This window comes from Stutzerimonas tianxiuensis (assembly GCF_053470365.1).
In genome coordinates this window covers 31,950-50,915 of the sequence record NZ_JBPVWS010000019.1, presented here as the reverse complement: position 1 = coordinate 50,915, position 18,966 = coordinate 31,950, and the positions used below count along the sequence as shown (strand labels likewise).

General features: G+C 58.7%; 15 protein-coding genes and 3 pseudogenes. 7 read left to right on the top strand and 11 right to left on the bottom strand.

The features are described 5' to 3' along the window. Positions 1-130: 130 nt before the first annotated feature. Positions 131-1,594: pseudogene (gene exaA, locus ACSSNI_RS19690) on the bottom strand (quinoprotein ethanol dehydrogenase); the annotation flags it as partial. On the opposite strand from exaA, the pseudogene pqqD reads away from it, so the two are divergent. From pqqD to ACSSNI_RS19665, 5 genes and pseudogenes are all read left to right on the top strand, one after another. Beyond that, positions 1,591-1,791: pseudogene (gene pqqD / locus ACSSNI_RS19685) on the top strand (pyrroloquinoline quinone biosynthesis peptide chaperone PqqD); the annotation flags it as partial. The pseudogenes exaA and pqqD sit on opposite strands and share 4 nt — an antisense overlap. Then, on the top strand, positions 1,763-2,917 hold the full coding sequence (pqqE, locus tag ACSSNI_RS19680; RefSeq protein WP_148924243.1) for a pyrroloquinoline quinone biosynthesis protein PqqE: 1,155 nt from the start codon (positions 1,763-1,765) through the stop codon (positions 2,915-2,917). The pseudogene pqqD and the gene pqqE, both read left to right, overlap by 29 nt. Before the next feature lie 38 nt (positions 2,918-2,955). Then, positions 2,956-4,842: an alpha/beta hydrolase family protein gene (locus ACSSNI_RS19675; protein WP_127839264.1), complete on the top strand. Its 1,887-nt coding sequence runs from the start codon at positions 2,956-2,958 to the stop codon at positions 4,840-4,842. Between the two features lie 102 nt (positions 4,843-4,944). Next, positions 4,945-6,108, top strand: coding sequence for an alcohol dehydrogenase-like regulatory protein ErcA (ercA, locus tag ACSSNI_RS19670; RefSeq protein WP_127839265.1), 1,164 nt, complete (start codon positions 4,945-4,947; stop codon positions 6,106-6,108). Next, the gene (locus ACSSNI_RS19665; protein WP_148924244.1) at positions 6,092-7,645 is read left to right on the top strand and encodes a PAS domain-containing hybrid sensor histidine kinase/response regulator; all 1,554 of its coding nucleotides are present in this window, start codon (positions 6,092-6,094) and stop codon (positions 7,643-7,645) included. The genes ercA and ACSSNI_RS19665 overlap by 17 nt, the downstream gene beginning before the upstream one ends. A gap of 773 nt (positions 7,646-8,418) precedes the next feature. Here the strand turns inward: ACSSNI_RS19665 and ACSSNI_RS19660 are convergent. From ACSSNI_RS19660 to ACSSNI_RS19625, 8 genes and pseudogenes are all read right to left on the bottom strand, one after another. Continuing rightward, a pseudogene (locus ACSSNI_RS19660) lies at positions 8,419-9,947 on the bottom strand (IS66-like element ISSal1 family transposase). Between the two features lie 61 nt (positions 9,948-10,008). Further along, positions 10,009-10,344 (bottom strand): IS66 family insertion sequence element accessory protein TnpB, encoded by a 336-nt coding sequence (gene tnpB, locus ACSSNI_RS19655; RefSeq protein ID WP_003156940.1) that lies wholly within the window; start codon positions 10,342-10,344, stop codon positions 10,009-10,011. Further along, positions 10,341-10,676 carry an IS66-like element accessory protein TnpA gene (tnpA, locus tag ACSSNI_RS19650; protein WP_023911066.1) on the bottom strand — a complete coding sequence of 112 codons (336 nt, stop codon included), beginning with the start codon at positions 10,674-10,676 and terminating at the stop codon, positions 10,341-10,343. Before tnpA ends, tnpB begins: the two co-directional genes overlap by 4 nt. Positions 10,677-10,847: 171 nt before the next feature. After that, the gene (locus ACSSNI_RS19645; RefSeq protein ID WP_232015698.1) at positions 10,848-10,916 is read right to left on the bottom strand and encodes an SDR family oxidoreductase; all 69 of its coding nucleotides are present in this window, start codon (positions 10,914-10,916) and stop codon (positions 10,848-10,850) included. 266 nt (positions 10,917-11,182) lie between these two features. Beyond that, positions 11,183-12,475: a tyrosine-type recombinase/integrase gene (locus tag ACSSNI_RS19640; protein WP_187433494.1), complete on the bottom strand. Its 1,293-nt coding sequence runs from the start codon at positions 12,473-12,475 to the stop codon at positions 11,183-11,185. A 988-nt stretch (positions 12,476-13,463) separates the two neighbouring features. Further along, on the bottom strand, positions 13,464-14,510 hold the full coding sequence (locus ACSSNI_RS19635; protein ID WP_148924245.1) for a threonine aldolase family protein: 1,047 nt from the start codon (positions 14,508-14,510) through the stop codon (positions 13,464-13,466). Between the two features lie 23 nt (positions 14,511-14,533). Next, positions 14,534-14,908, bottom strand: a complete 375-nt coding sequence (locus ACSSNI_RS19630; protein ID WP_102835241.1) for a DUF202 domain-containing protein — start codon at positions 14,906-14,908, stop codon at positions 14,534-14,536. Positions 14,909-14,918: 10 nt separating this feature from the next. Then, positions 14,919-15,287, bottom strand: a complete 369-nt coding sequence (locus ACSSNI_RS19625) for a YidH family protein (protein WP_102835240.1) — start codon at positions 15,285-15,287, stop codon at positions 14,919-14,921. A gap of 202 nt (positions 15,288-15,489) precedes the next feature. Here ACSSNI_RS19625 and ACSSNI_RS19620 point away from each other — a divergent pair, with 202 nt between their 5' ends. Then, positions 15,490-15,984: a copper chaperone PCu(A)C gene (locus tag ACSSNI_RS19620; protein ID WP_200637180.1), complete on the top strand. Its 495-nt coding sequence runs from the start codon at positions 15,490-15,492 to the stop codon at positions 15,982-15,984. Between the two features lie 137 nt (positions 15,985-16,121). Here the strand turns inward: ACSSNI_RS19620 and gorA are convergent, their stop codons facing one another. Beyond that, entirely contained in the window at positions 16,122-17,480 is a 1,359-nt protein-coding gene (gene gorA, locus ACSSNI_RS19615; RefSeq protein WP_200637181.1) for a glutathione-disulfide reductase, read from the bottom strand. A 72-nt stretch (positions 17,481-17,552) separates the two neighbouring features. On the opposite strand from gorA, the gene ACSSNI_RS19610 reads away from it, so the two are divergent. Further along, complete coding sequence (locus ACSSNI_RS19610) at positions 17,553-17,975, top strand: VOC family protein (RefSeq protein WP_159967717.1); 423 nt, start codon at positions 17,553-17,555, stop codon at positions 17,973-17,975. A 46-nt stretch (positions 17,976-18,021) separates the two neighbouring features. On the opposite strand, the gene galU is transcribed toward ACSSNI_RS19610, so the two are convergent. Next, positions 18,022-18,861: a UTP--glucose-1-phosphate uridylyltransferase GalU gene (gene galU, locus ACSSNI_RS19605; protein ID WP_102835236.1), complete on the bottom strand. Its 840-nt coding sequence runs from the start codon at positions 18,859-18,861 to the stop codon at positions 18,022-18,024. Positions 18,862-18,966 lie beyond the last annotated feature (105 nt).

Sequence of the window (18,966 nt, the reverse complement as noted above, 5' to 3'; positions counted from 1 at the left end):
AAGAAAGAGCAGCCGGCTCAGGCGAGGACCGTCAGGCCAGGAGAGCGCCAACTCTGTAGGCCAATCCAGTTCATGTCCCGCCAGCTGTTCCGTGTGCGGCTGTGCTCGCTCATCGAGCACAGCCGGCGTCTTATCGTTTGGCGGTCTGGTTTTCCCAACTAGGGATTCGAAACGCCCAGAACGAGCCGCCTTGAGCAACCGGCTTGGTCAGCACAGCCATGTCGCCGCCCCACAGCGGCACAGCGCCGCCGTAGCCAACGGTCACGCCAATGAACTGCTCGCCGTCCTGTTCCCAGGTGATCGGCGGCGCGATGATTCCGCTACCGGTCTGGAATTTCCAGAGCTCCTCGCCGGTTTTCGCGTTGAAGGCCTTCAGGTAGCCATCACCTGTACCGGTGAACACTAGGTTGCCCTTGGTGGCGAGGACGCCGGCCCAGAGCGGCAGCGGTTCCTTGTGCTCCCAGGCGACCTTGCCGGTGGTGGGGTCCATGGCACGCAGAATCCCGACGTGATCGTCATACATGCGCTTGATGCGGAAGCCTTGGCCGAGGTAAGCGTTGCCTTTCTTGTAGCTGACCTCCTCGGTCCAGTAGTCCTCTTTCCAATGGTTGGCGGGAACGTAGAACAGGCCAGTATCCTGGCTGTAAGCCATGGGGTTCCAGTTCTTGCCGCCGAGGAAGGGCGGTGAGACTTCCACTGATTTGCCGTGCGCCTCGCCGGGCTCAGGCTTCGGCGGGCGCTGGCCCTCGTTCTCCACCGGCCGCCCGGTCTTCAGGTCGATGTGGCTGGCCCAGGTGATGTTGTCGACGAAGGGGAAGGCGTTCTGCAGTTTGCCGTCCTCGCGGTTGACCACATAGAAAAAGCCGTTGCGGTCGGCGTGGGCCGTGGCTTTGACGGTCTTGCCATCTTTGTTCTTGTAATCGAACAGGACCAGCTCATTGTTGCCGGAGAAGTCCCAGGCATCGTTCGGTGTGTGCTGGTAGAACCACTTCACTTCGCCAGTGGTGGCGTCGACGCCAACCTGCCCAGAGGTATAGAGGCTGTCGTAATCCTTCGGATCTCCGCCATCGGCGGTGCGTGCCCAGCCGTTCCAGGGCGCCGGATTGCCCGCGCCGACGATGATGGTATTGGTTTCGGCGTCGAAGCTCGCGCTCTGCCACGGAGCGCCGCCGCCCTGGCTCCAGGCTTCCTTCTTGCCGGTGGGTGAGTTCGGGTCATCCGGCCAGGAGGGCGCCTTGATGTCGCCGGTCGGCGTGCTCTCCTTGCCGTTCAGTCGGCCAACGTGACCTTCGACGAAGGGCCGCATCCAGACTTCTTCACCCGTGTCCGGATCGCGTGCGAACAACTTGCCGACAACGCCGAATTCATCGCCGGAGCTGCCGTGGATTAGCAAAACCTTCCCGCTCTTCTGATCCTTGATCAGGGTGGGCGCGCCGGTCATCGTGTAACCCGCGCCGTGCTCGCCGAATTTCTTCTTCCAGACGACCTTGCCGGTGTCCTTGTTCAGCGCCACCACCTGAGCGTCGAGGGTGCCGAAGTAAATCTTGTCGCCGTAGATAGCAGCGCCGCGGTTGACCACGTCGCAGCAAGGGCGTTCTGCTTTATCCCGAAGGCATGATCAAGCTCAACGAAAGTGCCGCGGCGGTACTGGCTGAAGTTGATGGGGCTCGCACCGTCGGCGCCATCGTCGCCGATCTGCAGGCGCGCTTCCCGGATGCAGAAGGGATTGAGGAAGATATCGTCGCGTTTCTGGAGGTGGCCGTTGAACGGTTCTGGATCGAGCTTCGCTAAGCCCGGCTTTGAGCCCGGTCCGCCGCTGTGGCTGCTGGCGGAGCTGACTTATCGTTGCCCGCTGCAATGCCCGTACTGCTCGAACCCGCTGGATTTCGCCCGCAGCAAGGACGAGCTGAGCACTGCCGAGTGGATCGAGGTGTTCCGACAGGCCCGCGAGATGGGCGCGGCGCAACTGGGCTTTTCCGGCGGTGAGCCGCTGGTCCGGCAAGATCTGGCCGAGCTGATCAAAGCGGCGCGAGACCTCGGCTATTACACCAATCTGATCACCTCGGGCATCGGCCTGACCGAAGAGAAGATCGCTTCGTTCGCCGACGCCGGGCTCGACCACATCCAGATCAGCTTTCAGGCCGCCGATGAGGAGGTGAACAACCTGCTCGCCGGCTCGAAGAAGGCTTTCGCGCAGAAGCTCGCCATGGCACGAGCGGTAAAAGCGCATGGCTATCCGATGGTGCTGAACTTCGTTACCCACCGGCACAACATCGACAACATCGAGCGCATCATCCAGCTGTGTCTGGAATTGGAAGCCGACTTCGTGGAGCTCGCCATCTGTCAGTTCTATGGCTGGGCCGAACTCAATCGCGCCGGGCTGCTACCAAGCAAGGATCAGTTGGTGCGTGCCGAGCGCATCACCAACCAGTGGCGCGACAAACTCGCCGCCGAAAACCATCCCTGCAAGCTGATCTTCGTCACGCCCGATTATTACGAAGAGCGTCCCAAGGGCTGCATGAACGGCTGGGGCAACCTGTTTCTCGACATCACACCGGACGGCACAGCGCTACCTTGTCACAGCGCGCGTCAACTGCCGATCAGCTTCCCTAACGTTCGCGAGCAGAGCATCGAGCAGATCTGGAAGCATTCTTTTGGCTTCAACAAGTTTCGCGGTTTCGATTGGATGCCCGAGCCTTGCCAATCCTGCGGCGAGAAGGAAAAGGACTTCGGCGGCTGCCGCTGCCAGGCTTTCATGCTCACTGGCGATGCGGCCAATGCCGATCCGGTGTGCAGCAAGTCTGCGCACCACGACAAGATTCTTGCCGCCCGCACCGAGGCCGAAGAAGCGCCACGCGGGCTTGATGAGCTGACCTTTCGTAACGAGAAGGCATCGAAGCTGATCCTCAGGGTATAAGGTCATCGATCGACGCCTAACCGACTGGAACCGTTTGGATGACCAAGACCGCAATCCCCTATGGCTTCTGGCCCAGCGACTGGACTGCCGAAGATGCCGCCTCTGCAAGTTGTGACTTTGCCGAGCTTCGCGCTGGCCATGGGGGCGTGTTCTGGGTTCAGTACGATCCGGCCGATGTGCGTTCCACGTTGTGGTATTGGCACGCTCGCGGCTTGCGTAGCCTCACGCCGCCCGGGTTCTCGCTTCGCAGCCGTGTATACGAATACGGCGGCGGTGCCTTCTGCCTGACCGACGCCGGGGTTGCGTTCGTCAACGAGCAGGATCAGCAAATCTACCTGCAGGGCCTATCTACGGACGCAGCGACGCCGCCCATCGCGCTGACCGATGACGACGCTTGCCGGTACGGTGATCTGCAGTTCGACACGCGCCAGCGGGCCATTCTCGCCGTGGAAGAAACCGCCGAAGAAGCTCGCTCAGAGCATCGTCTGGTCAGCGTTTCGCTGGTTGATGGCAGCCGAAGCGTACTTATCGAGGGGAGCGACTTTTACTCGTCACCGACCTTGGATGCGACAGGCCAACGTCTTGCCTGGATCGAGTGGCAACGCCCCGAACAACCTTGGACGTCCACCAGCCTCTGGATTGCCGAACGTACCGAAAATGATCGCTGGGGAGCGCCGCGGTGCCTGGCCGGCGCAGCGGGAAATGAGTCGCTGCAACAGCCGCGCTTCGCTCCGGATGGCGCCTTGTATTGCCTGACTGACCGCGAAGGCTGGTGGCAGCCTTGGAGAATGCAGGACGACAGCCTTGTTCCGGTAACCGGCGCGGCTGCGGCTGGGTGTGATCATGCCCCGGCGCCCTGGCAGCTGGGAACGGTGAGCTATCTACCCTCGGCGGACGGCGCTTTGCTGTTGACACGCATAATGGATGGCTACGGACTGTTGTTCGAACAAGACAGCCAAGGTAATGAACGCCAGCTGGCGATGGAATTCAGCCGTTGCCGCCAACTTGCTGCCGGCGAGCGACACTTTTACTGCATAGCAGGCTCGTCGGGCCTGACGCCTGCCGTGTTAGCAATCGACAGGGTTACCAGCTGCATCGAAATGCTCGCCGGAGGCGAACAGCCTTTGGCGGCCGATCAGTTGTCGTGCCCCCAGGCGTTCAGTTTCGCTACCGGGCAAGGCGAGGTGGCGCACGCATTTTTCTACCCGCCGAGCAATGCACAGTGCCAAGGTCCTTCACAAGAACAGCCATCGCTCGTGGTGTTCATGCATGGCGGGCCTACGTCCGCCAGCTACCCGGTCTTCGATCCGCGCATCCAATATTGGACTCAGCGCGGTTTCGCCGTGGCTGATATCAACTACCGCGGCAGCAGCGGTTTCGGGCGTGCTTATCGTCAGCAGTTGCGAGGCGAATGGGGTGTGATCGAAGTGGAAGACGCCTGCGCCGCGGTACAGGCGCTCGCCACGAACGGCCAGATCGATCCGACGCGAACGTTCATCCGGGGTTCGAGCGCGGGCGGTTACAGCGCGCTCTGCGCACTGGCTGCTAATGCTGATTTTAGCGGCGGTGCCAGCCTCTACGGCGTCAGTGATCCGTTGGCGTTGCGCCGGGTTACGCACAAGTTTGAAGCCGATTATCTGGATTGGCTGATAGGCGATCCAGAGCTCTACGCCGAGCGCTACCGGCAGCGGACGCCGTTACTCAATGCGGGGCTGATTCGGGTGCCGGTGGTCTTCTTTCAAGGCGGGCAAGACGCGGTGGTGCTACCCGAGCAGACCGAGTCCATGGTTGCCGCTCTGCGCGAACGAGGCGTGACAGTCGAATATTGTTTTTATCCAGAAGAGCGCCACGGCTTCCGGCAGGCGACCAACCTGGCCGATGCGCTGGAGCGGGAATGTCGCTTCTATCCGGAGCTTCTTCGCTGAGCCGGCTGGCATTCATGGCCGTATGCACCGTTGTGGATTGCTTTGATCGTAGAAAACAGTAGGCTTGGCGAACGTAACAAAATAATAACTATAGGCCGTTGTATGAGCCCCAATCTTAGTCTGCAGCGCAAATTCGTTTCCCCCGAGATCGTGTTTGGTGCGGGTTGTCGGCACAGTGCTGGCAACTACGCGAAGAACTTTGGCGCACGCAAGGTGCTGCTGGTTTCCGACCCAGGTGTGGTTGCCGCAGGGTGGATCGGCGACGTCCAGGCAAGCCTGACCCGCCAGGACATTGACTACCATCTGTTTACCCAGGTCTCGGCCAATCCTCGTTCCGAGGAAGTGATGCTGGGCGCTGAGGTCTATCGCAACGAAGGCTGCAACGTCATCGTCGCGGTAGGCGGTGGCAGCCCGATGGACTGCGCCAAGGGCATCGGTATTGCGGTCGCACATGGTCGCAACATCATTGAATTCGAAGGCGTCGACACGCTGCGCGTGCCGAGCCCGCCGCTGATTCTGATCCCAACCACGGCCGGCACCTCCGCAGATGTTTCGCAGTTCGTGATCATCTCCAACCAGACCGAGCGGATGAAGTTTTCCATCGTCAGCAAGGGCGCCGTACCCGATGTGTCGCTGATCGATCCGGAAACGACCCTCAGCATGGATCCGTTCCTCTCGGCCTGTACCGGCATTGATGCGCTGGTGCATGCCATCGAAGCCTTCGTCTCGACCGGCAACGGGCCGCTGACCGACCCGCACGCATTGGAAGCGATGCGCCTCATCAATGGTCATCTAGTGCAGATGATCGCCAATCCGGCAGATATCGAGCTGCGCGAGAAAATCATGCTCGGCAGCATGCAGGCCGGGCTGGCGTTTTCCAATGCGATTCTCGGTGCAGTGCATGCGATGTCCCATAGCCTTGGCGGCTATCTCGACCTCCCGCATGGCTTGTGCAACGCAGTGTTGGTCGAGCATGTAGTGGCGTTCAATTACAGCGCTGCGCCCGAGCGTTTCAAAATTGTGGCGCAAACATTCGGCATCGATACGCGCGGCATGACCCATGCGCAGATTCGCGATGGTCTGGTCGCTCATCTGGTTCAGCTCAAGCAAGCCATTGGTTTCAACGAAACGCTGGGGTTGCATGGCGTGAATCTTTCGGACATCCCTTTCCTGTCGCGGCACGCTATGCAGGACCCCTGCATCCTGACCAATCCTCGCTCGTCGACCCAGCGCGACGTCGAAGTGGTATATGCCGAAGCACTCTGAGCAGGACGACGCTCTCGCTGGCCTGCTTGGGCTTGGCACGCATTCGGCTCGTAAAAGTCACTATCCAGAACTGGTTGCGCGCCTCGAAGAGCTGGAAGCCGAGCGCAATCGCTACAAATGGCTGTTCGAACATGCAGTGCATCGCATCTTTCAAGCCAGCCTGCAGGAAGGCATCCGCGCGGCCAATCCCGCATTGGCAGGTATGCTCGGCTACGACAGCCCCTCGGACGCGCTCTGGGGGCTAACCGATCTATCGCATCATCTATTCGTCGGCGGTGAGGAAGAGCTGAACCGCATCCGCCGCATTCTTAGTGATCAACGGGGCCTGTTTGGCTATGAGACCCGCTTGCGTCGCAAGGACGGTAGCGCGATCGACGTAATAATGAACTTGCTGCTCAAACCGGATGAAGATGGTTTGGTCGAGGGTTTCGTTGCCGATATCACCGAGCGCAAATTGGCTCAGCTGCGGTTGCTGCAGCTCAACGAGCAGTTGGAACAGCGCGTCGCCGAACGAACTGTCGAACTGCGCAAGGCCCGTGATGCAGCCGAGGCGGCCAACCAAAGCAAGGACAAGTATCTAGCGGCGGCCAGCCACGATCTGTTGCAGCCGCTCAACGCGGCGCGCCTGTTGATATCGACCTTGCGCGAGCGGAGTTTGCCCGGCGCGGAACGGAATCTCGTCGAGCGAGCGCATCAGGCGCTGGAAGGTGCGGAAGATTTACTCACCGACTTGCTGGACATTTCCAAGCTCGATCAACGAGCGATCAAGCCGGACATCGAGGTGTACCGTCTGGATGAAGTGCTGCTGCCGCTGGTTTCCGAATTCCAATCGGTGGCGGAATCGGAAGGTCTTGGCTTCGACCATTACATCCCGGCGTATGCGCTGCGCACCGGCTGCGGCATCGAGGCGGATCAGATGCAGTCAATCTTTCTGGAATTCAACCAACTGGGCGTTCAGCGCGCCGCTGAACGCGCGGGGGTCGGCCTGGGACTAGCCATCGTCGACCGGATCGCCACCATGCTCGACTACCACATACATGTTCGCTCGCAGCCGGGTCGCGGCTCGGTATTCAGCATTGACGTGCCCCTGGTCGCGGTGCCGTGGGAATCAGTCAGCGAAGCGCCTTTGATGATGCCAATGATGGGCGATCCGCTGCCAGGGCGCCGATTGTTGGTACTGGATAACGATCTGAGCATTTTGCACAGCATGGCCGCGCTACTCGGGCAATGGGGTTGCGAGGTGCTAGTCGCCTCCGACGAGGCGGCTGCTCTGGCGGCTCTGAATGAGCTGCCGCCCGAGTTGATTCTTGCCGACTACCATTTGGATCAGGGTGCGACCGGCTGGAACGTGGCGCAGGCCTTGCGGGTACATTTCGGCGTCCCGATCCCGGTGGTGATGATTACCGCTGACCGCAGCGACCAGTGCCGCCGTCAACTGCAAGGCGTCGGAGTCCCGGTGCTGAACAAACCGGTCAAAGCTGGAAAGCTGCGGTCGATCCTAAGCTACCTGCTGTATCGTAATGAGCAATCACGCTAAACGGCGTAAGCCAGTTTTGAGCGCCGTTGACCTATTCAGTTGTGGTCATCGTCCTTGAAGCGGGAGATCGAATGGGTTCATGGCTGAGTAATCTACCAACCTGAGCGCCACGCGAAGGTGATCTGTGCAGTCGCTAGAAAAGATCTTAGACGTCATGACAGAACTTAGTGGCTTTATCGGCCGGCATAGCGCCAATCCGGTCATTTGTCATCCTCCCGTAGGCTGCAAACAATCCTATCGATCGAACGCAGTGGTCCAGTGCGGTATGGTGCAATCGGGCGACCGCTATCGTTTCGACCAGTTTCAGGGCTACGACCGCAACCGCACCCCGGGGCGACTATTTCGACACTCACGCCGAGCGCCTCTCCTGGTCACATCAATTACACAAGAACCTTTCCGTCTTCTTTTTTCGGTACCGCGTACCGATTCTTCGTCGCTCCCGATACTGCTCGCATAGTCATGGATGAGCCTTTAGTGAAGTGATCCTGCTCGCGCAGCTATGGTGGTGGTGCCTCGTTCGTGTATAGCAGCCCGCGATCGCGTGTGACTAATCGTTAGGCCACTTTCGGGCCAGAAGCGGACGCTCTCATGGCCTGGCTATTGCGCCTTAGGAGGGTAAGCGTCTAGCTAACTCACCTTGCGTATCTGTATCACAGGCTGCACGGGTAGCTGTATCACACGCTGAACGCTTACCGTGTATCACATCGTGAACGCCCAAAAAATCAGTGCGAGACTATTACGGGTAGGCTGTTTGGGGTGATACACCGCTGTGGTTACATGCCTGCTTCAGGCTGTATCCACTGATGCGGCAGCAGTTGACTGATTTCGCTTGCCCGCTGCGTTGGTAGCCGCATGAGCACGTCCTTCAGGTAGGCGTACGGATCGTGACCGTTGAGGCGTGCTGACTGGATCAGGCTCATGATCGCAGCCGCCCGTTTGCCGCTGCGTAGTGAACCGGCAAACAGCCAGTTCGAGCGCCCCAATGCCCAAGGCCGAATCTGGTTCTCGACCTGATTGTTGTCGATGGGCACGGCTCCATCTTCCAGATAGCGCGTCAGCGCTAGCCAGCGTTTTAGGCTGTAATCCAGGGCTTTTGCCGTGGCTGATCCATTGGGCACCCGATCACGCTGGGCCAGCATCCAGTCATGCAGCGCATCGAGGATCGGTGAAGACTTTTCCTGGCGTATTCGCCAGCGTTCTTCATCGCTCATGTGCCGTGCTTGCCGCTCGATTTCATACAGCCCGGCAATGGAGTGCAGCGCCTGTTCGGCTAACTGGCTTTTGTTCGCTGAGTGCAGATCGAAAAATTTGCGGCGGGCGTGGGCCATGCAGCCAATTTCGGTGATGCCCTGCTCGAAGCTGGCCTTGTAGCCGGCGAAGTCGTCGCAGACCAGTTTGCCATTCCACTGACCCATAAAATTGCGCGCATGCTCACCTGCACGGCTTGGGCTGAAGTCATAGACCACGGCCTTCAGGTCGGCGAAGGGTGTGGTGCAGTATGCCCAGACGTAAGCCCGGTGGGTTTTCTTCTCGCCAGGGGCCAGCATTTGCACGGGGGTTTCGTCGGCATGGATCACGCCTTGCGCCAGTACCGCCTCGCGCAGGGCATCGACCAATGGTTGGAGCTGTACGCCGGTTTGTCCGACCCACTGCGCCAATGTCGAACGCGCGATAGCCAGACCCGCACGGCCAAAGATCTTCTCTTGCCGGTACAGCGGCAGATGATCGGCGTATTTGGCCACCATGACATGAGCCAGCAAGCCGGCAGTCGGGATGCCCTTGTCGATCACCTGGGCTGGTACCGGCGCCTGATCAATGTTTCGCACTGGCGGCAGGCCCACTTGCCACGCACATGCTGTTCGACGGTGAACACGCCAGGCGTGTAATCCAGCTTTTCGCTGATGTCTTCGCCGATGCGTTGCAGCGGGCAGCCGCAGGCGCATTGAGTGTTCTGCGGCTCGTGACGGATCACAGTACGCGGAAACTGGGCTGGCAGCGGCGCGCGCTTGGGCTGTTGGCGGGGTTCAGCCGGAGGATTGAGGGTTTTCAGTTCCGCCTCGATGGCGGCGATGTCCGTGTCGAGCAAATCATCCAGCAGGCTGCCCTGTTCAGGGCTTAGTTGCTCGCTACGCTTGGCGAACTTGTGGCGCTTGAACCAGGCGATTTCGTGGGTGAGCTGCTCGATGATGGTTTGATCACGGTGGATCTTTTTGCCCATCGCATCGACCTGCGTGAGCAACTGGGCGGCCAGTGCGCGCAGTTGCTCAGGTGTTAGTTGGTCGAGATTGGGCAAGGAAGTCATGCCGCTGATTGTGCCAGAGCAGGCGATCCGCGCAGATAAAGCGATAGGCTAATGGCCGGCGCTACAGCATTGTGATCGCACCGGCTGCACCAACCCGCTGCCAGGGTAAACCGAGCACCAAAGCCTGAAGCTGCTCGGTGTCGAGTTCAACTTCCAAGCCGCGGTGGATGCCTGGCCAGTGAAACTTGCCTTGGTTCAATCGCCGCGCGGCCAGCCAGATCCCTACACCGTCATGCACCAACACTTTCATGCGGTTGGCGCGGCGGTTGGCGAACAGATAAGCACAGTGCGGCTTCGCCGCACCGAATACCGCCACTACACGGGCCAATGCGGTTTCGGTGCCGGCGCGCATGTCCATCGGCTCGGTGGCCAGCCAGATGCGATCGATGCGAATCATGCGAGCAGCCCGCGCAGCAAGCGTGTACAGCCTTCGCCGTCCTGCACCGGCCAGTGCACCGACAGACTGCCGGCGTGGTAGGGGATTTCGATTCGTATCGTCAGCTCTTCAGAGCTGGCCTGCTCTGAAGGCAGGATGCCGAGCGGCACCGGGATAAAGCGTGCAGATACGACCGGTAGCGGCTCGCGCTGCTTACGAATCCATTTATGCACCAGGTTGGCATTGAGCCCGTGGCTGAGCGCCACGCCGGCGACGGAAGCACCGGACTGGGCGCACTCTTCGATGACCTGGGCCTTGAAAGCCTTGGGGAATGTACGGCGCTGTCGAGACACGAAACCCTCCAGAAAGTGGCTTGAAATGGTGTCCACCAAAAATAGGTGCACACCATGCCGCTATCTGGAAGAAGCGGGGAGATGGGTTCGGCGGACGGTTACCAAGTAATCGGGCAAGTGCGGTGCCAATGGCACCGGCTCCAATAATGCTAATGCTCATAGGCTTGCTCCTTAGGCAGTAAAGCCGCCGTCGACCATCAGTTCAGCACCGCTGACGAATGAAGCTTCGGGGCTAGCCAGATAAGCGCACTGTCAACGTTGACGATGCGCAGTGGCTACCTGACGCTCCCTATCTTTTGCTAAGGAACTGGGAACTGGCTGAAAAGTGCGCCGTGAACTTTCTCAAAGATTCACTCCATTTGCACGGAAGCGCCGCCGTCGATAAGGCGGAACAACGACAGAGATCGATTGCCGAGGAGTCACGCTATATCGCCTCGACGTTTAATTGAATTGGGGATATTGAATCCTTGTTGTCGCTCACCTGCGAGTTTGAGGCGAGAGCACTCTCAGTTTTTTATTTTGAGCCCCTTCACGGAGTGAGCTCGCTGTTCGTCAAGTGAGTTGTAGTAGGTATTCTGGGTGGTGCTGAGGCTGTTATGGCGAAGATCGGCCTGCAGATCCTTCATGTCCCGATGCGGCGCATCGAAGGTGGCCGATGTGTGTCGCAGCCAGTGCAATGACGCCGAACGCAACTGGTCGATCTCATCGTTGTTCCAACCTTCCTGGGCCATGCGCACCAGGGTACTGTCGAACACTTCTTGCAGAAGAAGCCGGATATGACGGTCGGAAAGGCCGCCTCGACCCTTAAGCGTGCTGATCAACGACGTTTTTTCGTGGGCGGAGGGGAGGGAAGAGAGCTGCAGGTGCCGACGATAACGCACTAGGTAGTTCTGGATGTAATCGTCGCGGATGCTGATCTTCGCCGCCTTGTTTCCCTTACCCACCACATGAAACCACCAGTTACCCATGCTATCGCGGCGGATATCACCCATCGTGGGCCTCCAGTTATCCCGCCCCACCAGATCGGACACCCGTAGATACATGGAAAACAGAGTGGCAACGATGAACAGAGTGCGCTCGTGCAGCGGATTAGCGACAGCCATCTGCTCGGCGGTTTCGATCACATAGCTCCACTGCAACTGAGTCAGTGAGCGAGAAGCGACATCTAGAGTGTTGCGTTGCTTATAGATGGATTTCTGCTTCACCGCCCGGAACGGGTTGACCTCGGTCAGGCCTTCATCAATGGCGTGCTGGAAGAAGCTGCCACATACCGCAAACACCTGGGCCACGGAGCCCTGGGACATGCGATAGGGACGGGAGGGAAGGGTGGCCACGGCCTCTCTGGCGATCTTGCGCTCGCGCTTCGCCACGGTGTGGCTGAAGGGCCGCCATTGCTCATTGATAATGTAGCTGTCAGTGTCGAGTTTCTTGCGGCTGCCCAAGCGCAAGAAGCGGGATTTCACCACAGGACCAATCCAGTCAGACGGTGGATTGAGGCAGAATTCCATGAAAGCTTCGGCGTCTCGTCGACGCAACTCGACGATGGGTTTACCGGCCACTAGCAGGGACCAGAGCAACAGGCGCTCAACATGGGTTCTGTAAGAGTTGTAAGTAGCTTCGTTGCCAGCGTAGGACTTCAGAAAACCCCGGACGGCGCGATACCCCTCAGCCGCCTCAAGCCCATCACCAAAACCAAGGAGGAAGTCCCGAACCACCGGAAGCTCGCCATTGAGGTGGAGGAAGTTGAGTTCGTGAAAGCGATCAAATGTCTCGAAGAACGGTTGGGGACGTTGCGACATAAAAATGGCCAGCCTGGGTAGATGCGCCTAAATAGGTACTCCCCGCCAGTATAGAGTAATATCCGGGTCTGGTGATTATCGGATATCGCGTCTGGATGATGCCATAGGCCCGTGCGAAGATTCGGTAAGCAACTCCTTGGCTGTTTCCCGCATTTGGACCTAGGCAAGGCATTCAGGCTGAACAGGTCTGTGAACGGGCGACCCTAAGTCCGTCTAGATGCAGCTACAACCCCCCGGAACGCGACGACTGGCAAAGCCCTAACCGAAGCATTGCCAAGGTAGGTGGGTGTGAGCTTATCCAGCCTATGGCAATTGGCATCGGTGTATCGCAAGAAATCCGTGGGCCAACAAAACAACTATTCGGGATGCACTGCTTGACGGCCTGAACATCAGATATCCACATCTGCCGCGCTCATACCCCCGAGCAGCGATTACCGCCACGCTAGCTAAGGTCAGCCTGACGGCTCACGTGTGCTTTCTCTCTTTTTTAGTGACTTTAATTTTAAAACTTCAACGAAATCAAAGGTGAAACGGACGCCGCTGTAATTTTCTATGACTTTTCAGATCTCAATGCGATTCTTTTTATGAGCACGTTGCCATGCAGAGCACAAATCGACGTCCCTGTTAGCCACCTTAACGTTCCAGAGATGCAAAAAATCGCTATCTCGACGTGACGCAAAGTCCGTCTTAGGCTGGGGTTCTATGCAAAAAAAGCCTTGTAACCACTGCGGTACGGCGTTCTCCGATTTATTGACTGAAATTGGCGCCAATGGTGACTGACCACAGTTTGGTTGGAGGCCTCGAGTGGTCGCTGCCCAATCATCTCATTGAGCGGCAACCTGATTCGCATAATGTATATTATGTTAAATAGCGTATTGGGTTTACGCACACGTACGTACTCACTATTGCTGAGTACGGCAAACCGACCGCATTCTCGCCGCACAAGCCTCCTGCTTTGGGATGACATGTGCGGCTCTTCTTCCATGGCTTACTGATTTTCAAGAACAACGCTGCGTATGTCGTCTGCCAGTTGGCGCACACGCTCTTCGCTGGTATCCCATGAGCACATGAAGCGTGCGCCGCCTACGCCGATGAATGTGTAGAACATCCAGCCGCGGCTCCTCAGTGCTTCGAGCGCTAATGGTGGGATGCTGACAAAGACGCCGTTGGCTTGCACTGGAAACATCAGTTCTACACCGGGAACGTCGCTGATCAGTTTGGCAAGTAACTGCGCACAGCTGTTTGCGTGTGCGGCGTATTTCATCCAGGCGCCACCCTCCAGCAGGCCTACCCATGGTGCGGATAGAAAACGCATCTTCGATGCAAGCTGGCCAGCCTGCTTGCAGCGATACTCAAAATCCTCCGCGAGATCTCGATTGAAGAACAGGATGGCCTCGCCGACCGCCATGCCGTTTTTGGTGCCGCCAAAACAGAGCACGTCTACGCCTGTTTTCCAGCTCAATTCAGCCGGTGACAGACCAAGATAAGCGCAGGCATTGGCAAAGCGTGCGCCATCCATATGCAGATGCAGCCCCAGCTCCTTGCAGGTGTCGCTAACGGCGCGGAGCTCGTCTGGCTGGTAGACAGTGCCAATTTCGGTGGCCTGGGTCAGGCTGACGACGCGCGGTTTTGGGTAGTGGATGTCCTTGCGTTTCAGCGCTATTTCGCGAATGGCCGCGGGCGTCAGCTTGCCCTGTTCGGTCCGCGCCACCAGCAGTTTGGAGCCGTTGGAGAAAAATTCCGGTGCGCCGCATTCGTCGGTTTCGATGTGCGCGATATCACCGCAGATCACACTGTGATAGCTCTGGCACAGAGATGACAATGCCAGTGAGTTGGCCGCTGTACCGTTGAAGGCGAAAAACACTTCGCAGTCGGTTTCGAACAATTGGCGGAAATGGTCGGCTGCGCGCGACGTCCATTGATCGTCACCGTAGGCGCGATCATGCCCCTGGTTGGCTCGGGCCATCGCTTCCCATGCTTCCGGGCAAATTCCGGAATAGTTGTCGCTGGCAAATTGCTGATTGGCGGTGCTCATCAAAGCCTCTCTATGAATACTGTCTAGCTGCTAATTGGCAGGAAAATGATGGTGTAAAGCCCTAGCACGCCAAGCACGAACACCGACACACCGAGCCACAGTACTGACAGCGCATCAGCTTGGATTCGCCCGCTTTTCACCCCGCTGGCGCTACGCGTGTAGCGTCGCTGCTGGGACGTCCAGATGCCCAACGCAGTGGCCAGCGATAGCGCGACCAACACTGCGACGAATGTCCCGTGGTAAGGCATCCATCGCAGAAACAGTGCGCTTACGGTGATCAACGTCAGCAGGGTCCGGCCCCAGGCCAGCGATGTGCGTTCGGGTTGCAGTCCAGGGTCTTCATGCAGTGGTAGCGGCGGCGGCTTGGGCTCCAGACGGCGGCGAAAGGAAATATGCATCGGCGTTCAGTCAGTTGCGTAACGCGACGAAAGCGATCAGGACCAGCGTCACCAGCGTGCCACCGATGGACAAGATCGGGATCAACAGCGGGAATGGTAACGGCCCCTGGTGACGCATCGCTCGCTCGATGGTCAGCCAGCGGAAGCACGCGGTCGAGCTGATGAACATCGCCAGTAGCAACAGTGAAATCGACAGAACCTTGCGTATCTCCAGCGGGAAGATTTCACTGGCGAAGGCCTCGACCGCAACGCCGCCTGCCAGCACGGCCAGCGACGTTCGTATCCAGGCAAGAAAGGTCCGTTCGTTGGCCAGGGTAAAGCGCGGATCGGGCTCCTTTCCGCCAGACAGCAACCTGTGACTCCAGCGACTGCGTTCCATTGTGCTGATGCATCTCCGATCGGAAGGTTCGTGTGTCATTCAAACAGAAACGATGCGGCGCTGCAGGTTCCGTTGATCTCACTGTGGATTGATTGAAATCGCGCAGCCGCCACACCGGCCTATGCCCGTCACGGACGCAGATCAACGTCAGCGGGACGCAGCATGCTAATGTGCTGCGCTTTCAAACACCTCGGAGATCTCCATGTTGCTTCGCCTGGTAACTTTTCTTGCGCTCGGCACGGCATGCTTGTCGGCAACGGCAGCTGATCAGAACCACGCTCACCACCAGATGATGGGTGCAACACCCGAGGCCACTCACGTGTGGTCGCGCGCCATGCCGCCCTCCGCCCCCACCGGTGCGGTCTATTTCACCTTGCAAAACCCGGGTGATGCACCGGACCGGCTGTTGGGCGTGCACACACCGCGCGCGAAAAAGGCTGAGCTGCACACCCACGTGCACGAAGGCGACATGATGCGCATGAAGCAGATCGATTCGATCGAGGTGCCTGCGGGTGGCCAGGTCGAGTTCAAGCCAGGCAGTAGCCACGTCATGCTCTTCGAACTGAGCGCCCCGCTCGCTGCGGGTGAACGTTTCCCGCTGACCCTCGAATTCGAACACGCGGGTGAGGTAACCGTCGAGGTGTCAATCCAAGACAAAGCCCCGACGCCTAGCACTCACGAACACATGCAGCACTGACAGCGGAACGACACAACATTTGGCGCAAACCAAACCAGAGGGGCCCGCGTTCTGCGGCAAAGGGCCGGCTGATGCAGCTGGCTCCCCTCCTCCTTCGCCGTATCCGCAAGCTCGCCGCAACCAGACGCAACTGTTATCTAGATTCCTGTTTGGGTGCGCATGGTGACGAACTCTTCAGCAGCGGTCGGGTGGATACCCACCGTATCGTCGAAGATTCGTTTGGTAGCGCCGGCCTTCAGCGCAACGGCCAAGCCCTGAATGATTTCTCCCGCTTCGGGGCCTGCCATGTGACAGCCCAGCACCTTGTCGGTGTCCGCGTCGACAACCAGTTTCATCAGGCTTCGCTCTAGGCTGTCGGTCATGGTCTGCTTCATCGGTCGAAAACGGCTTTCGAACAACACCACCTTGTGTCCTTTTTCGCGTGCTTGTTCTTCGGTCAATCCGACTGTCGCCATGTTTGGCAGGCTGAACACCGCTGTAGCGATATTGTGGTAGTCGACTGGCCTGTATTCGTCGGGCCTGAAGAGTTGCCGAGCCACCGCCATGCCTTCGGCGAGCGCGACGGGGGTTAGCTGGATTCGACCGATTACATCGCCGATTGCCAGGATTGACGGCGTCGTCGTGCGGAACTGGTCATCGATGGCAATGAAGCCACGTTTGTCCAGAGCCACGTCGACGTTTTCCAGCCCTAGCCCGTCGAGCATAGGCCGACGCCCGGTGGCGTAGAAAATGCAATCCGCCTCAAGGGTGCGGCCGTCTTCCAGCGTGGCAAGCAGCGTACCGTCTGCCTGTTTGTCGATGCGGGTGATGTCCGCGTTGAACTGCAGGTCGAGACCCTTTTTGATCAACTCATCCTTGAGATGATCACGCAGCGAACCATCGAAACCGCGCAGGAACAGTTCTCCGCGGTAAAGCAGCGTGGTATCCGCACCGCAGCCATGAAAGATCGAGGCAAACTCGACCGCGATATAGCCACCGCCCACCACCAGGACGCGCCGGGGCAGCTCATCAAGGTAGAAGGCTTCATTGGAGGTGATGGCATGCTCGCGTCCTGGGATATCCGGCACGAATGGCCAGCCGCCGGTTGCAATCAGAATGTGCTCGGCGCTGTAGTGCTTGCCATCGACCTCGACGGTATGCGGGTCGACCAGGCGTGCATGGGCCTGCAGCAAGGTGACGCCGCTGTCAGTCAACAGGTTCTTGTAGATGCCATTGAGACGCTGGATCTCGCGATCCTTGTTGGCTACAAGCGAAGCCCAATCGAACCTGGCGCCTTCGATGGTCCAGCCATAGCCATTGGCTTCGTGAATGTCTTCGGCATAGTGGGCGCCGTAGACCAGCAATTTCTTCGGCACACAGCCGACGTTTACACAGGTGCCGCCCAGGTAACGGCTTTCGGCTACCGCCACGCGGGCGCCATAGCCAGCTGCAAATCGGGCGGCACGGACGCCACCGGAACCGGCGCCGATGACGAATAGATCGAAGTCGTAAGCCATGAACTGTTGTCTCCCTTGTAGATCGCACAGCATAACCCAGCCCGTTGGCTGGATTCATTGGAGGAGCATCGCATGCGCCCTACCCTCACTCATCTCGCCCTGCACGTGCCCGATCTGGACGCCTGCATTGCCTTCTATGAGCGATTCTGTGGAATGCACGTGTTTCATGAGCGCGCCGGTAAAGGATCGCGCATTGTCTGGATGGCCGAGCCAGGAAAAGAGCGTGAGTTCATTTTCGTGATCATGCCTGGCGGACAGGACCGTGGACTGGCTGACAATGACTACAGCCATTTTGGCTTTGCCTTGTCCAGTCGCGCCGAGGTCGATGCAATTGCTGACAGAGCGCGGCAGGTTGGCTGCCTGATCTGGGAGCCCAGGGACGAACCCTACCCCGTTGGCTATTACTGCGGTGTTCGCGACCCGGCTGGCAACTATGTCGAGTTCAGCTACGGTCAGCCCCTTGGGCCCGGCGCTGAGGAAATGCCCGTTCCCTGAAACGCACAAAGCCACCCGTAGGTGGCTTCCTGCACAGCGCTAGTTTTTAGAACGCTTTACCGGTCAGGTAGAAGTTCTCGTAGCAGAAGTTGGTGGCCGCGATATAGCCCTCGGCACTGCCGCAGTCGAAGCGCTGCCCCTTGAACTTGTACGCCAGCACGCAACCGTCCTGAGCCTGGCGCATCAGAGCGTCGGTGATCTGGATCTCGCCGCCTTTGCCTGGCTCTGTCTGTTCAATCAGGTCGAAGATATCCGGCGTCAGGATGTAGCGACCAATAATTGCCAGGTTGGACGGTGCATCTTCCGGCTTGGGCTTCTCGACCATGTGGCTGACACGGAAAATGTCGTCACGGATCATCTCGCCAGCGATCACGCCATACTTGCTGGTCTCTTCCGGCGGCACTTCCTGGATTGCAACGATCGAGCAACGGAACTGGTTGTACAGCTTGACCATCTGCGCCAGGACCGGATCACCGTGGAGGTTGATACACAGGTCATCGGCCAGGACGACAGCGAAGGGCTCGTCGCCGATCAGTGGACGGCCACTGAGGATCGCATGACCCAAACCCTTCATCTCGACCTGGCGGGTATACGAGAAGCTGCATTCATCGATGAGTTTGCGGATGCCGACCAGGTATTTTTCCTTGTCGGTGTTACGGATCTGATGTTCGAGCTCGTAGCTGATGTCGAAGTGGTCTTCCAGGGAGCGCTTGCCGCGACCGGTAACGATCGAAATTTGGCTCAGCCCAGCAGCCAGTGCCTCTTCAACCCCGTATTGAATCAGGGGCTTGTTCACTACCGGCAACATCTCCTTGGGCATGGCCTTGGTTGCAGGAAGGAAGCGCGTGCCATATCCGGCCGCAGGAAAAAGGCATTTCTTGATCATGTGATTCCTTGAAAAGATGAGTCCAATTGATGCACTGCGCCTGGATCGGTCAGCAGCCATAACCTGCATGTCCCGCCAACGGCGACTGACTAGAGGCTACGACCG